The 15,912-nt window shown below is 36.4% G+C and carries 11 protein-coding genes; 5 read left to right on the forward strand and 6 right to left on the reverse strand.

Annotated elements, in window-relative coordinates:
- Positions 1–47 precede the first annotated feature (47 nt).
- Positions 48–1,346: a histidinol dehydrogenase gene (gene hisD / locus IQ247_RS01020; RefSeq protein WP_193915998.1), complete on the reverse strand. Its 1,299-nt coding sequence runs from the start codon at positions 1,344–1,346 to the stop codon at positions 48–50.
- 827 nt (positions 1,347–2,173) lie between these two features.
- On the opposite strand from hisD, the gene IQ247_RS01025 reads away from it, so the two are divergent.
- The 5 genes from IQ247_RS01025 (at position 2,174) to IQ247_RS01045 (ending at position 12,850) form a co-directional block, all read left to right on the forward strand.
- Entirely contained in the window at positions 2,174–4,588 is a 2,415-nt protein-coding gene (locus IQ247_RS01025) for a GH116 family glycosyl hydrolase (RefSeq protein WP_193916002.1), read from the forward strand.
- A gap of 701 nt (positions 4,589–5,289) precedes the next feature.
- Positions 5,290–8,451, forward strand: a complete 3,162-nt coding sequence (locus IQ247_RS01030) for an ABC transporter transmembrane domain-containing protein (RefSeq protein WP_193916005.1) — start codon at positions 5,290–5,292, stop codon at positions 8,449–8,451.
- Between the two features lie 1,021 nt (positions 8,452–9,472).
- Positions 9,473–9,877 (forward strand): hypothetical protein, encoded by a 405-nt coding sequence (locus IQ247_RS01035; RefSeq protein ID WP_193916007.1) that lies wholly within the window; start codon positions 9,473–9,475, stop codon positions 9,875–9,877.
- Positions 9,878–10,056: 179 nt separating this feature from the next.
- On the forward strand, positions 10,057–10,581 hold the full coding sequence (locus tag IQ247_RS01040) for a HetP family heterocyst commitment protein (RefSeq protein WP_193916009.1): 525 nt from the start codon (positions 10,057–10,059) through the stop codon (positions 10,579–10,581).
- A 1,519-nt stretch (positions 10,582–12,100) separates the two neighbouring features.
- The gene (locus IQ247_RS01045; protein WP_193916012.1) at positions 12,101–12,850 is read left to right on the forward strand and encodes a peptidylprolyl isomerase; all 750 of its coding nucleotides are present in this window, start codon (positions 12,101–12,103) and stop codon (positions 12,848–12,850) included.
- Between the two features lie 19 nt (positions 12,851–12,869).
- Here IQ247_RS01045 and IQ247_RS01050 read toward each other — a convergent pair whose 3' ends face one another.
- From IQ247_RS01050 to IQ247_RS01070, 5 genes are all read right to left on the reverse strand, one after another.
- Complete coding sequence (locus tag IQ247_RS01050; protein WP_193916015.1) at positions 12,870–13,316, reverse strand: DUF4148 domain-containing protein; 447 nt, start codon at positions 13,314–13,316, stop codon at positions 12,870–12,872.
- A 42-nt stretch (positions 13,317–13,358) separates the two neighbouring features.
- Positions 13,359–13,925 (reverse strand): DUF4833 domain-containing protein, encoded by a 567-nt coding sequence (locus tag IQ247_RS01055; RefSeq protein WP_193916019.1) that lies wholly within the window; start codon positions 13,923–13,925, stop codon positions 13,359–13,361.
- Positions 13,926–13,945: 20 nt separating this feature from the next.
- Positions 13,946–14,233 (reverse strand): hypothetical protein, encoded by a 288-nt coding sequence (locus IQ247_RS01060; protein WP_193916022.1) that lies wholly within the window; start codon positions 14,231–14,233, stop codon positions 13,946–13,948.
- 163 nt (positions 14,234–14,396) lie between these two features.
- Positions 14,397–15,062: a hypothetical protein gene (locus IQ247_RS01065; RefSeq protein ID WP_193916025.1), complete on the reverse strand. Its 666-nt coding sequence runs from the start codon at positions 15,060–15,062 to the stop codon at positions 14,397–14,399.
- A 172-nt stretch (positions 15,063–15,234) separates the two neighbouring features.
- Positions 15,235–15,894 (reverse strand): hypothetical protein, encoded by a 660-nt coding sequence (locus tag IQ247_RS01070; RefSeq protein ID WP_193916028.1) that lies wholly within the window; start codon positions 15,892–15,894, stop codon positions 15,235–15,237.
- Between the last annotated feature and the right edge of the window lie 18 nt (positions 15,895–15,912).

Below are 15,912 nucleotides of genomic sequence, written 5' to 3' on the forward strand. Positions count from 1 at the left end.
AATTTATTTTTCATAATTATTAACCTTTGATTTTTGACCTTGAACCTTTAACCTTCTTGTACTCGTCGTCTTACCGACTCAGCATGGGATGGTAAACCCTCTGCGGTGGCTAGTAAATCGATTGCATCAGCGACTTTACCCAATGCAGTTTGCGAGTACTGAATAATACTAGAGTGTTTTAAGAAAGTTTCTACTCCTAATGCTGAAGCATATCTAGCTGCGCCAGAAGTAGGTAAAGTATGATTTGGTCCAGCTAAGTAATCTCCTACGGCTTCTGGTGTAGAATGACCTAAAAATATTGCCCCAGCATGACGAATCAAAGGTAATAATTTCCAAGGGTCGGATACTTCTAACTCTAAATGTTCCGGGGCAAACTCGTTAGATAATTCGGCGGCTACTTCCAAGGACTCTACTATCACTACTAAGCCGTAGTGAGCTATAGCTTTTTCTGTATTCAACCGTTTTGGATGGTCAACTAGTTGCCTTTCTAATGCCACCTGCACGTCTTTAGCTAAACTAGCATCGGTAGTTATTAATATTGCTGCTGCTAATGGATCGTGTTCTGCTTGGGCTAATAAGTCTGTTGCAACGTGTACGGGATTTGCTGTGTTATCGGCAATAATTAGTACTTCACTCGGGCCAGCTAATGAATCAATTCCAACCGTTCCGTAAACTAACTTTTTCGCCAAGGTGACGTAAATGTTTCCCGGACCAGTAATGACATTCACTTTGGGAATCGTTTGAGTTCCATAAGCTAAAGCGGCGATTGCTTGCGCCCCTCCAACACGATAAATTTCTTCGATTCCGGCTTCTCGTGCAGCGACTAATACTGCTGGATTAATTCCTTTTTCACCTCCTGGGGGTGTCACCATAACCCGACGCGGAACTCCTGCCACTTTGGCTGGAATGGCGTTCATCAATACGGTACTTGGGTATGAAGCCCGGCCACCTGGTACGTATAAACCCGCAATGTCTACGGGAGTATATCTTTTACCTAAAACAATTTCATCTTCACCGAAATTTACCCAGCTTTTGGGAACTCGTTGTCGATGAAATGTTTCTATATTGTCGCAAGCCAACTTGATTGCTTCTAACAAATCCTTGGAGGTATTTTCGTAAGCTGCATCGATTTCCGACTTACTTACTCGTAATTCTTCAGAGTTAAGGATTTGTCCATCAAATTCGGCAGTGTAATGTAATACTGCTTTATCACCTTGGCGCTTCACCGCTTGCAGTACTTCCCGCACCGTTGCTTCTTTGTGAAGCACCTGTTCGTCATTAGTGCGATCGCAGATACGTTGCAATTCTGCTATAACGTCTGCCTGCTGATTAATAATTCGCAGCATGGAGTAAGGACTATGCTTTCCTAGAGACAATTCGGGGATTTGAGGAATGGGAGTATTGCTTTTTGCCTAGCCTAGATGTAGGCAAAGTACGCGCTCTCTCTCCTCTAGCTTAACCTGTATTTTTTTAATACTCCCACGCTTGATGGTGGGATGAAAAATAATTTAAGACGGCAACTCCTGGTGTTTATCCTACCTAGGCTTGGATTGACTCTAGCGAGGTCAAGTTTTTTGAACTTTTTAGGGAAGGCAATTTGTAAATACTTCCCTAGAATATCTCTAACTTTAACCGATTGCCAGTGGTGAGGGCTGCCTGTGTACATCCACTTTTATTCCCCTCCCTTTTCAAAACATTGTATGGACTAAGTATAATTTTTGCTTATTTTCTAGCTTACTAACTATTATTAGTACAGACACAATATAATATTAAGCCTCTACATTTAAATTACCAAACTATTTTTAATTTATAGCTTTTATTTGCCGAGAATATCTACTGTTTACGATCCGGACTTATATCCAATAATTTTAATCAACACATAGTAACAGATGGTATAGATTAGACAATTTTGTGTATGTATTGTATATGGAATTTAATTTTAACTTATTTCTGACTGGGAATGCACGTTTTTAGATTTTGGATTAAAAGAGTTAGGAGTGAGGAGTGAGGAGTGAGGAGTGAGGAGTGAGGAGTTAGTGCTTATCAACTGTCAACTGTCCACTGTCAACTGTCCCAAAACTTGTTGATTGGTATGAAATGGGACTTGAGAAAAATTACACATCAGACCATACTTCATGGTCGTGACTAAATGCTGCAAAAAAAATTAAATTATATGGATAGCATCAAAAAACCGTCTGATAAAGCAATTCCTAGCTGTGCCTGGAGTCGTGCTATTGGTTTGGGTTGGGAACAGCCTTATACCGTTCGTAAAGCTAGTAATATTGATGATGGTCCTTGGCAGGGAATGCCCTTGGGTGGTTTTGGTGCTGGTTGTATTGGTCGTTCTTCACGGGGAGATTTTAACTTATGGCATATCGATGGTGGGGAACATACTTGGAAAAATATCCCCAGTTGTCAGTTTAGCGTTTTTGAAAGTAGTAATCATCAAGATATTACTTATGCATTATCTACTGAACCGAGTAATGATGGTACTTTGTCGGCATGGCAGTTTTATCCTCAATCTGAATCCGCAGCGGATTCTACCGGAACTTATCATGCTTTATATCCTCGCAGTTGGTTTATATACGAAAATGTATTTCAAGCACAGTTAAGCTGCCAGCAATTTTCCCCGATTTGGGCTGATAATTATCAAGAATCTAGTTACCCGGTAGCGGTGTTTGTTTGGAATGCTCATAATCCTACAAATGCGCCGATTACTCTGAGTATTATGCTGACATGGCAAAATATGGTGGGGTGGTTTACTAATACTGTGAAGTCACCTGAAGTGCAAATGCGGGATGATGGTAGTCCGGTTTATGATTATCAACCGAATATAGGCGAAAGTAAAGATAATTTTAATCAGTTAATTACAAATTCTCAATATATTGGTTGTGTATTAGATCGAGTGGGTATTGTTGAACCAGCTGAAGGTGAAGGTACTTGGTGTATTGCTACTTCAAAACATCCGAAAGTTGAAATATTTCATCATACTCGATGGAATCCAACCAGTACTGGTGAAGATATTTGGCGAAGTTTTGCTGAAAATGGTTCTTTGGCTAATATTACTGATGAAACTCCTGCTATTCAAAACGAACAAATAGCCGCTGCAATCGCGGTGCGTTTTACTCTTGAACCGGGAGAAACTCTCTCCATTCCTTTTGCGATCGCGTGGGATTTTCCAGTCACAGAATTTGCATCTGGAATTATCTATAAGCGCAGGTATACGGATTTTTTTGGCGTTAATGGTAAGAATGCTCTGAATATCGCGATTACTGCTCTTGAAGAATATCAAAGTTGGCTTGATCAAATTCAAGTTTGGCAACAGCCAATTATTCAACGTCAAGATTTGCCAGATTGGTTCAAAATGGCTTTGTTTAACGAACTTTATGACCTTACTGCTGGGGGTACTTTGTGGAGTACGGCTTCCACTCGTGACTCGTTTGGTCAGTTTGCTGTACTTGAGTGTTTGGACTATCGTTGGTACGAAAGTTTGGATGTACGGCTTTATGGTTCTTTTGGTTTACTAATATTGTTTCCGGAATTGGAAAAAGCAGTAATTCGCGCTTTTGCTAGAGCAATTTCCGACAGTGATGAAAATACTCGTGTAATCGGCTACTACTATACTATTGGTGCAGAAAGCCCTCTAGCAGTTCGCAAAGTAGCCGGTGCAACACCCCACGATTTGGGCGCACCCAATGAACACGTTTGGGAAAAGACAAATTATACTAGCTATCAAGATTGTAACCAGTGGAAAGATTTAGGTTGTGATTTTGTGTTACAGGTATACCGTGATTTTATTTATACAGGTAGTACGGATATCAAATTTCTTGGGGATTGCTGGAATGCGATTGTGGAAACTTTAAACTATCTCAAAGCCTTTGATCAAGATGGAGATGGGATTCCCGAAAATTCCGGCGCACCAGACCAAACCTTTGACGATTGGCGGTTACAGGGTGTAAGTGCTTACTGTGGGGGTTTATGGTTAGCAGCTTTAGAAGCGGCGATCGCCATTAGCGAAGTTTTATCAAGTCAGTCGGTACAAATCGAGAATTTAGCCGCGCAAAAAGCAGTTTACCAAAATTGGTTAGAAAAATCTCGTCCTGTTTATCAAGAAAAGCTATGGAACGGAAAGTTCTACCGTCTTGATAGTGAAAGCGGTTCGGAAGTAGTAATGGCTGACCAATTATGCGGACAATTTTACGCTCGTTTATTACAGCTACCAGATATTGTACCGAACGAATGTACGATTACAGCTTTAAATACTGTTTACGATGCTTGTTTCCTCAAATTTCACGAAGGTAAATTTGGTGCCGCTAACGGTTTGCGTCTCGATGGTTCTCCTGAAAACCCCGATGCAACTCATCCCTTAGAAGTTTGGACAGGAATCAACTTTGGTATTGCTGCTTTTTTAGTACAGATGGGAATGAAGTCAGAAGCATTTAAGTTGACAGAAGCTGTAGTAAATCAAATTTACGAAAACGGTTTGCAGTTCCGCACTCCCGAAGCCATTACAGCGGTTGGTACATTCCGCGCTTGTGTTTACCTTAGAGCTATGGCAATTTGGGGAATTTATTTGATGCTAGATTAACTAAGCAGGATAAGGGGATAAGGGGACAAGGGGATAGGTTAGGAGTTAGTTGACCTTTGACCTTTGACCTTTGACCTTTTATTCATCAAATCTTGATGTTTAAAAAGCAAATGAGATTAACTTTAACGATAACCACAACTAATAACTCGGACTATATGTTCACGTTGAACAAGTTTTGTAGCGAAAAACTCGACTATAAGAAATGCTTTTGATCAAAAAACTGATAATTATCGTATTTTTAACAATAATTTCTATGCTAAAAGTATCTCATTGTAAATTATTTACTAATTAGAGTTTGTACTTAAAACTACATAATCATCTACTTAACAGAATTAACACATAATCAACACTAAATCAAGGTGGAAGTAAAACTTTGATAAAGTATAAGATGTTTATGGACGCTAAGGGCTGAAATTTAATAAGAATGCATTTAATGGTAATCAATAGTCTGCTAAAGTAATAACTTGGGTTTGGCTAAAAAAATGTTTTACTTTCAACTTTTACTTGACGAAAATACACTAAATATTTATATAAGCAAGATGAATGAATAATTAGTAATCATTAATACGGGTGCAAAGAGCTAATTCAGTGGTTAATAATCAGGATAAAGCCTTATATTAAAAGTATTTAAAGCTCTTTTCAACTACCGCTACAAGATTTAACTAGAGTCAATAAAATTACCATTACTCAGAGATTAAACAATGGACTCGTACCCACAGTTGGGAGTTCAGAAAGCGGACGTTGAGATAAACAATACTCCATCCCTGATTGCTTCATCTGCTATTGACAAGCTTTGGAAGCAAATGGTTGGGGATAGTAATTTGACATCTGAGTTTAACCAAGCTTGGATTTGTCGTGAGTTTAAATTAGGTGATGAACTTACTCAGTACAATTGCAAGCAGCATTCAGCAGTTAGCGGTGGTGTTGTTTATTTAGTTTGTCGGGGAAAAGTCCGCTTACTGGCTTTTGATACATCTTTAAAAAAGGAAGTTTCAATTCAATTGCTCAATCCAAATCAAATTTTTGGAGGAGATAATGCATTTTGCGGTGATTTTGCAGAATATCGAGCTGTTGCATCTAGTAGCGGAATTATAGCGCAAATTTCTTTACAGGATCTTGATACTTGGTTACAGCGTTATCCGACTTTGCACGATTATTTCTCGGAAGCGAGTAAATCACGTCAAAAATTGATTTTTTTCAAGACACTGACTCAATTGCGTTCAGCGAAACTACCTTTATCACAAAATACCCCAATTCTACAAAAATTACTTCCTTATTTTCTCAACATCGAAATTACTGCTGGTTTACATTTGACAACATCATCTCCATCGGAGGGTCGTTTTTGGCTTGTTAGCGGGGAAATTGGCAGCATTTCGGGGAAAGAAAGGTTGCCGATTATCGGTGAGAGTTGGGGATATCCTCATCTGATTCCAGAGGATTTGATATCTTTAACGGATTTATCGCTATTTTATCTACCGAAAGAACACTTTGATTTAGTAGCGGAGATTATACCGGAGCTAAGAAGTCAAAAGGAAGCTGAGGAAGAAGATGTAAATAACGAAGCTGAGGAAAAAAACAATCAAGTTGAGTCGGAATTTGAGCATGTTGCTGGGGAAGAAGATGATAATTGGACTGAGTATATAAGATTCAAGAATCAACATCCTCCGCGCCGGTGGTTTCGGACTTACCCTTTTATTCAACAGCAAAGTTCATCGGATTGCGGTGCAGCAAGTCTGGCAATGATTAGTCAATTTTGGGGTAAACGTTTTAGTCTGAATACTCTACGTTCAATAGCACGCATCAACTGTATGGGTGCGGAGTTTAGCGATTTAGCTAATGCGGCTCAAAGCATCGGATATCAAGCTTTAGCAGTACGAGGTGCTGTGAGCGAGCTAGAGTCTCATAAATTACCTTGGATAGCCCATTACCAGGGTAATCACTACATTGTTGTGTGGTTAATCAAGGGTAAAAGTGTGTTAATTTCAGACCCAGCGATAAATAAACGATGGCTTTCTCGTTCAGAATTTGAAGCAAAGTTTACGGGATATGCTTTACTTTTATCTCCAACAGAGCGTTTTTACGAACGCAAGAGCGAAGCAATCTCGTTGACGTTGAGTCGCTTGGTGCAATCTTTTAGGGATTATCGGCTTGTATTGGCAAAAATAGTGATTATTTCGATGCTATTACCACTTTTGGGTATAGTTCCAGCGATATTAGCCCAAAGTGTAATAGATGCAGTCGTAACCCTCAAAAACTTTGATTCTAACTTTGATTATATAAATATTTTTGCCCTTGGGTTTCTTGTATTCGGATTGGGGCGTATCGCTTTAACATCAATCCGTCGTTGTTTGGTTGATTATTTATCTAATCGCTTGGATTTAACTTTGATTGGTAATTCGATCGGTCATACCTTGAATTTACCATTATCTTTTTTTGCATCTCGCAGAGTAGGAGACATTCTCAGCCAAATTCAAGAAAATCCTAAAATTCACCGTTTTTTAACTCGTCAAGCCATAACTACCATTTTGGATGGATTAATGACGGTTATTTACTTTGGGCTGATGGCTTATTACAGTTGGGAACTCACTTCAGTGGTGGTGGGTTTTATTTTGCTGATGATGGGTTTGAGTACCGTAACAAATCTATTTTTGCAAAATTTGCAGCGGGAATATTCTTTTAACTTTGCTGCTCAAAACTCTGCAATCTCAGAAATGATTACTGGTATTGTCACAATTAAGGCTAACGCTGCGGAGAATGCTTTGCGATCGCGCTGGGAAGAACGTTTTACCCAGACAATGGAGATACGTCAACAAGGTCAAAAAATCACTAATAGTTTACAGTTTGCAACTAGTTTGATTAATCATTTGGGGAATACCACGGTGTTGTGGTACGGCACCCACATGGTAATAAATGCTCAAATTTCCATAGGGGAATTTATCGCTTTTAATATGCTGATCGGTAATACCATAAACCCAATGTTGGCATTGGTAAAACTGTGGGATGAATTCCTGGAAGTATTAGTTTCTGTTGAAAGGCTTGACGATATTTTAGCTACTCCATCCATAGAAAATCCGCAAAAACCTTTAACATTACTACCTTCAATTCGCGGTGAAGTGGATTTTGAGAATGTGAGTTTTGGCGGCACTCAAGAACAACCGGGCGATATTATACAAAATATCTCTTTTCATGTCAAACCCGGACAAACTATCGGCATTGTGGGAGCGGATGATTCTGGTAAAAGCACTTTGGTTAAGTTGCTTACTGGTTTGTACCATCCCGATAGCGGACGTATTTTGATTGATGGACACGATATGCAAAAGTTGTGTCCCTATTCTTTGCGGAGTCAATTAGGTGTAGTACCGCAAGAATTTTTCCTGTTTTCTGGAACCATCCGAGAAAATATCACTTTGTACAATCGAGAATTTAGCCTTGAAGAAGTTAAAAATGCCGCGAAATCGGCAGGAGCGCAGGCTTTTATCGAGGAACTACCTTTTGGTTACAACACCATCATTGGAGAAGCAGGAATAAAACTGAACGGGTTACAGCAGCAAAAAATAGCTGTTGCTCGGGCTTTAATCAAGAATCCCCGCATTTTAATTGTGGATGAAGTTAGCAGTTCGGTTGATTATGCTTTCGAGTATCAGTTTCAACCAAATTTAGCTGGCTTTGATGCTGCTTTTATTAATACTTCATCCACATTTCGCACCACCTTTATCGTGACTCGGAATCTTAGTAGCATCCTAAATGCTGATACTATTTTACTTCTCGACCGAGGTGTTTTAGTAGACCAAGGCACTCATGAAGAGTTAATGAGAAAAAATATAGTTTATCCCAGGTTAATACAACAGCAATTAAACATTTAATCTTACTCATAGCAACTATTTACTTGCAGCGCTATATGCAAATCTTTTGCAAATAAAAATTTTCATAAGAGAGGTTAAAAAGGCTTTAGTTTTTTGATAATTACGTAAAATTAAGCGGGCATAAATAGCTATCTTTATACTACACTGACATTTCGATTAAGTGTATTTTATGATGTTATATGAAAACTTTATATTTAATTTGATAGATAATACCAATAAACTGTATTGGTTGCAACTATTCATCCCGCTTCATTGCTGGCAATTGGAATAAACTTCATCATAAATTTAAAAACCCTGACAATATAAGTAAGACAGTAAAACCCTTTATTTGTAAAGCTTTTAGCTCAAATTTTTCGACAGTAAATCAAAAGATAGCTGACAAACAGGACTTAATTAGATGGCTAATTGTTGCTAATTACAATACGATATATATTTGATAAGTTTCAGTCACTTAGATAAAAATAATTACAACCAAAAAAATTAAAAATAAAGAAAAATTACGACATTAACATCCTAATTTTGTAGGGGGTCACACCCCTCATTAAATAATAGATAAGGGACAAAATCTAAACTTGCACAATACTTAAGTATTCGTATAATTATATTAAGTAGATTTAGTTGGTGAAACTGATTTCCTAGACAGATGACATTTCAGAAAAAAAATAGTATAAATACTAATGTGTTATCAACAATTAAAGATGAAGAATTATTGTTTGCTATACTAAAAATAAGAAATTTCACATAAATACTCCTAAAGTAAAATAGTTTCTATTTATACAAAATATTATCAGGGTCGAAGAATTATATTAGGAGTTTAGGAAATTGGAAAAAGCCGAAATTGCATCTACCAAGTACTAACTTAGATTTTTTATTACCAGTCATCTGAAATGACTCTAAGTAATTCTTTGAAGCATGGTAGTACTATTGCCAACCTACTGCCACTGAAATTTATCTATTTCAGTAGTCGTAAGCATCCGTTCCGATGGCAGGAAAGTCGGCTTTTTAGTCAAAGGTTAAATTAATGAAAAGGATCATCAGGTTAAATGCAGTCGAAATTTTATGCCAATCGGGCATTATTGTAGGGATGAACCAGCATAGTTTGCACAAGAGCGAACATTTAGCTCCCCAGAAATTGATAGTATCGGGGATGAATTTTGCCTCACGAACAGAGGCTTTTGTAAATACGGCAAATACAAAATGTAATACATTACTTGCATTTAAAGCAGCAATTGCAAAAACACGATTCTTTCGTACATTTTCTTCTTGCCTAGTTAAAGTTCAAATCAAACTGGCACTTCTAAGGAATGACGGTGGTAACTTCATGTATAGAAAGGTCATTTCTACCTACGAAGATGCAGAAAATAAAAGGAAAATTAGCTCCCGTCTTATCAAGTTGAATGGCGATGGTGGGACAAAAACTGATTAATTACATGGCGTGGGACAAACAAACTGTTTTATCGAAAAGGAATAATACAGTTGATGCATTCATTATCAGTCATCAGATTTTTGTCCGGATGCTCCTTTAACAACTCAAAGCGATTTTCGACTATCTCAAGCAAATCACAGTCTAGAGGCTAATTTACTTAATTCGAGACAACTAACACCATGAATCAAGACCTTTCTGGCATTAGTGGCAATTTAGATAAGACAATACATTCAGAACAATTCGACCAAGTAGTTGAGGCAATTCTAGCGGGTAAGTATTCGTGGGCTTGTGTTTTGATGCTGCGTTTTGCTGGCTATAATCCTCTACATTACATCCCCTACCGGACTTACAATAGATTGATTAAAGAACATTCTCCTAAAAAGTCGCCGGTACTCCGCCGTGCAACGGCGGAGCCTGCGCCCACCGGCGTTCCCCGCTCAAACCTACAATGTAATGAAAATATAAACATAGCCAAGCAGAATCATCACAAAAGGAAAGATGGCAATATGTCGCCAAGTTGTTTAAATAAAATCAAAGACTTGGCTTATCTTGAGGTTGTTGGTAAACAGAAGACAGAAATTCGTGGCGGCTCTAATATTGACAGATGGCTTGAAACTCAAGTCCGCGAATATCAATCGATGAAATCTGATTTTCACCCAGAAGAAAAGCGGGATTTACAGTTTAATTTTTGCGAATTCAATTAACTAAGCCGTCAGAAATCAAACAGTGTTGAGAAAACATACTCGGTTTTGCCAACTCTTAATTCATGACCTGTCATCGGATTATTATCCGTATGGCGGGTTTTACTTTTACTTATTACACACTTCTATAAGTGAGGCATTTACTCCATAAAATTTCTAGAGCTTAAACTAGAGCTTGAACTTTTTTTGCTTTTTTGTGTAGGGTTCTATATTGTAGCACTTTTATTTTAAAATTCCAAGAATAAATATCAAAATATCAAAAAAAATTTTAATCACCTTTGTTTGTGAGGTGAGAAGTCGGGTTTTTCGGATAAATATTTGTAATATCGAGCATTTGAAAACCCGACTTCTGTATTAAGTAGCTAAGCGTAATTAAATCTAAGATCAAACCTCACCCCTTCCCTTCCCCTCTCCGATGCCTTGAACAGGGGTGGCTAAGAGAGGGGTGAGGTTTTATATTTAATTTGACTCACTTATTTACGAATTTATCAAGTAATCTTTTTTGTCATGATTTCTATTTTAATTACGAGTATCTACAGATAGATATTTATTCATAATTACTTTTAAATAAATCTGCCAAAATGGCAAATATTATTCTCTTTGATACATTAAATTATAAATAACAACAATAACAGTAATTGAAAAAAGTTTATTTGTGAGGTGAAAAGCAATGATTAATTATTAAAGTACAAACAATTTGATTGAGCAGGCAATCCAAAAACGGGGCATATAAATAAATTAGTTGATATTTATAGTTTATCGTTGCGAATGGTGGTTCTTTTTTCCAGGAAGATTAAGCGAATAAATTAGAGCGGTGAATTTCTCCAATCTAATTTAATTAAGGTTTTACCTCCCCCTACTAAACCTTTAACAATTGCAAAACTTCTTTATAACTAAAGCTCATAAAATTTGAAATTTATTGGCTTAAGGAAAAATGAATAAGTAACGGTAAAAATATTTTTATCCCTAAGAAATTTATGTATATATTGCTAGTGTAATTATGCTTTTAATCGATTAATTTTCGGTAAATATACTGACAATCTATCCTATTCATGACTGGAGGCTAAGAAAAATAATTAGCTTCCAGTTTTTTTGCGATATTCTCTACATATCTGACAAATTTTCAGTTATTTAAGATAATCCCTATTTAGAAATTTTTCGGTATTTTCTACAGTTGATATTTTTTGACTTTGAGATACAAATTTGAGAGAAGCTATTTTTATTGCAGTTATTCACCAAGTTATTGAGGAGTAAATTGATAAAATGAAACATCTGATACAGGATATAAAGCCATGATCGAAGAATATATTTATTTTGAATTATTTAGGCTATTAAAAATTAAGTATTTATACTCTGAATAATAAAAATAATCTCTAACAGATATATTTTGATCAAAAATCAGAAAAAATCTTGGATAACACGAAATTAGATTAGTATATCAATTTGATTTTTTATAGATAATTTATAGTTTTTTGTCAAAGCGATAATTGTATTTTATAATAGTTTTTTAGAGAAAATAATCATGAATAAGCATTTACAAATTATTCTAGAACCCGACGAAATTATCAATTTTATCAAAAGCAAAATCAAATTAAAAGAAATATGTATTAATATTGCATCTCAAAAGATAATTGAAAAAGTTGCGCGAGAAAAAGGCATAAACGTGACAACAGAAGAAATTGAAATTGAAGCAAATCGTCAGCGCAGAGAAAAGCGTTTAGAAAAAGCTAGCGATACAGTTAGGTGGCTTGAACAAGAAATGCTAACCCCATTAGATTGGGAAGTGGGAATTCGCAACCGTTTACTCAGTCAAAAGTTAGCTTCAGCATTATTTGACAAAGAAGTAGAACAGTTTTTTTTACACAATCGCTTGGAATTTGAACAAGTTGCTCTGTATCAATTTGTGGTGAAAGATGAAAAGCTAGCTCAGGAACTATACTATCAAATTGAAGAAGGTGAAATCTCTTTTTACCAAGCCGCTCGTATTCACGATATCGATAAAAACCGTAGATATAAATGTGGATATGAAGGAAAGGTATATCGATGGGCTGTCTTACCAGAAATTGTAGCCCTTGTATTTAATGCACCACTCAAACAGTTGATTGGTCCGATAAAAACCGAATATGGGTACCATTTATTTATAGTTGAAGATTATATCCCCGCAGAGCTAACACCCGAACGATACGAAGAAATTCTTAATCGTATGTTCGGGCAGTGGTTAAATACTCAATTGAATTATACTTATCATAGTTTTGAACTGAGCAATTTGTAAACTAGTTCAGTTGATAATGCTAGTAATATCCTATCTGCTTGAGCCTTCCATAATTAAGAATGGAGTTGCTAACAATACCTGTTCTTTCCTCAAGAGTTAGATTACTAGATGTGGTTCTCAGTGCAGACAAAAATACATTATCTTCTGCTAATTGATCCATAGTTTGCAAAATAAATTTTTTACTTTGTAATTTATTGTTGAAATTAAATCCAGTAGCTGGAATCTTTAATTTATTAGCAGTGGAAACGGTAATCAACGTTAGTGTCATACACCCCCCATATTTTTTTGAGTTTACAGGGTAATTTTCACAAACAGTATCTATCAATTTACTTAAAACTTGTTTACGAGAAACTGGTTGAGAAGGATTTCTTTGAGCATAGACGCTAGTTGGTAACATTACACTAGATGAAATTGCAACTGGAAGAATAAATAGAGTTAATTTACGGGTAAGTTTTGAAAAGTTCATAGCTTGGTTAATATTATTCGTGGGTTAGTAATGTTTAGTTTTCTAGAAGCGACAATTGACTTGACAAGAAATATTTTCCCGTTGTTGATTTGCACCGAAAAAAGTGACACTATGGACTGTTCCACTAGGAATCATAAAACCTTTTCTTGTCCAATCAATATGGATTCGTGTGAGTTGAGTTTTTTTACCGTTGATGTTAATAAAAGCTGAAATTTGACAGTCTTGATTTGCGGTACGATTTACTTGAATTGTGATTTTTTTGGGAATTTTACGGTTTTTCAAACCATTGATTTCCATGACTACTTTGTTTCCGGAAACTGATTGATTTGCAATTCCGAAAGCTGGAACTTCAAATGTTTCTAAACCTTCAATCCGACCGTTTGCGAGTATCCAGTAGGGGTATACAGGTTGAGATGTTTTGAGGGAGCAATCTGGATTGATTCGTACACCATAATGAACCACATTGCGGTTGTCACTTTTACTGACGAAGAAAATACTATTGAGATTATTTGCGTAGGCAGGAAGCGAAGGTAATGTCAGCGCGATCGCACTTGTAATTGAGAAAATTTGCGCTAGTTTGATTTGGGGTTTGGATATAAATTTGAACATAATTTTAATGACTTATTTCCTTATTGTGCGGTTTTAGTTTTTCCAGCAATCGCAAGTCCAATTCCCAGAACACCAGATATTCCTGCAACTGCAAAAGAGGTGTTAACTCCAGTTTGTATTCCCTCTAGTTTTTGCTTGTTAAATTCATCCAAACCTATAATTTTACTGACAGTTTTATTAAAATCACCTCGGTTTGCTAACTCCTGCTCAAATTGCAGTTTCTGGATGAAAAATCCACCTCCAAAAATTGCCGATATAATTGCGATCGCAAACAAAACTCCTCCAGAAACAGTTAGCATTTGTTTCATTGGTTTGACTCCTAATATTTTTAGTCAAATATAATTACTCAGGAAAAGTGAAGAGAAAGTAATTAGCCCGATTATCGAGCTAATTATAAATATGCTGAATGCTTACGGAAATTTGAAAATTAGATGTCAGATATAAATAAAACCTCAGTATATCGAAGTTTAATTAGCAATTGTAATGATGACAAGTTCCGTAATTGGGATGAATAGGTGCAACGGTCGCAGGTGCAGAATTGTTGCTTGGTCTTGAGTTGTCATGTATTATGTAATGCTCTTGTGCTTGTTGAGGAGAACTATTTCCACCAGCGCTCATCATTAAGCCTAATAAAAGCAAACCCGCTGCCATTTGTTTTTGTTTAACTTCTTGTTGTTGCTTGATATAAGCTTGTTTTTGTTCGGGAGAAAGACTATTAAAATACTGTCTTCTTCTTGCTGCTTCTTCTAGTTGTTTTTGTGTTGCTGCTTTTCTTGCTGCTGCATATTCTGCTTGGATTCTGATTCTTTCTTCTTCACGTGCTTGACGTTGTTGAAATATCAATTCACGTTCCTTTTGTTGCATCTCAAATCTAATTTTTCTTTCCTGTTCTCTTTGTTCTTGTCTGATGCGTTGTTGTCTTCTTTTTTTGATTCTGTCTGCGGTACGGTCAACTCTATCAACTGTATCGACAATTTTGTCAAATAACCCAGCAGTGATAATTGGTTGTGAGTTTTGTTGATAATCTATTTGTTGATTTAATAACGATGTATTTTGGTATTTTGATGCGGCTAAAACGGGGTTAGCATTAGCAATAATAATTAAGAAAAGTCCGAGTTTGGGAAATAATTTCTTCATAGTTGTGCAGTTTTTGAAATTCCAATTATCAAAGGAAACTTACTTTTGTTGTTCCCTGTCCTTGATACCTTATATACGTAGTCGATTTACTGTGTGCTGCAAAAAATTGAAAATATTTTTAGAAATAATCTGAAGTAAATTAAAAGACAATATTGCTAACAATGTCACAAAATTAAATTTCGGTTTGGGATGGTGATGCTAATTGAGATTGATAATCGCGAATATTTGCTGCTAATTCGCTTGCTTGTGATTGCTCTTGTGCTAATAATTGTTGTTCCGATTCGATTTGCGTTCGCACTGTTTGAAAGTTATTCGTAAGGTTCTTGGTATTGTTATCAGCCAGAACTAATTGATCGGCGACAAAGATAACCCTATTTCTAAATTGTTCATCCAGTAAAATACCTCCTGCACAGATAAAAGTAACTGCACTAGCTACGTTTTTGACATCTTCGGAATACTGATTATTTTCGTTTAAACTGACGTTTGCAGCACCCATACAAGCAACAGCATCTTTATTTTGAAAGATGAAAGACTGAATTTTTTGGTTATATGTTTGTATACTGCTTTCTAATTCGTTTTCTCGTAGTCTGAGTTGGGAAATTTTTTGCTGTCTTCCAATCATTGTTTGTGATAGTAACTCTGATTGTTGTTCGATTTGTTTGATTTTCGAGTTAATGATTTGTCTTTGATTTTCTTGTTGTGTTGCTATATTGGCTTCGGTTTGTGCTGCTGGGGTAATAACTGAATCGTTTGGGTAGCTCGATGAGGTTTGACTGGTACAACTTATTAAGCCGATCAGGGAAACTGCTAAAATGAATTTTGTACGCAACATAGTTCCTCGTGAAGATTT

This window comes from Plectonema cf. radiosum LEGE 06105 (genome assembly GCF_015207665.1).
GTDB lineage: Bacteria > Cyanobacteriota > Cyanobacteriia > Cyanobacteriales > Nostocaceae > Rivularia > Rivularia radiosa_A.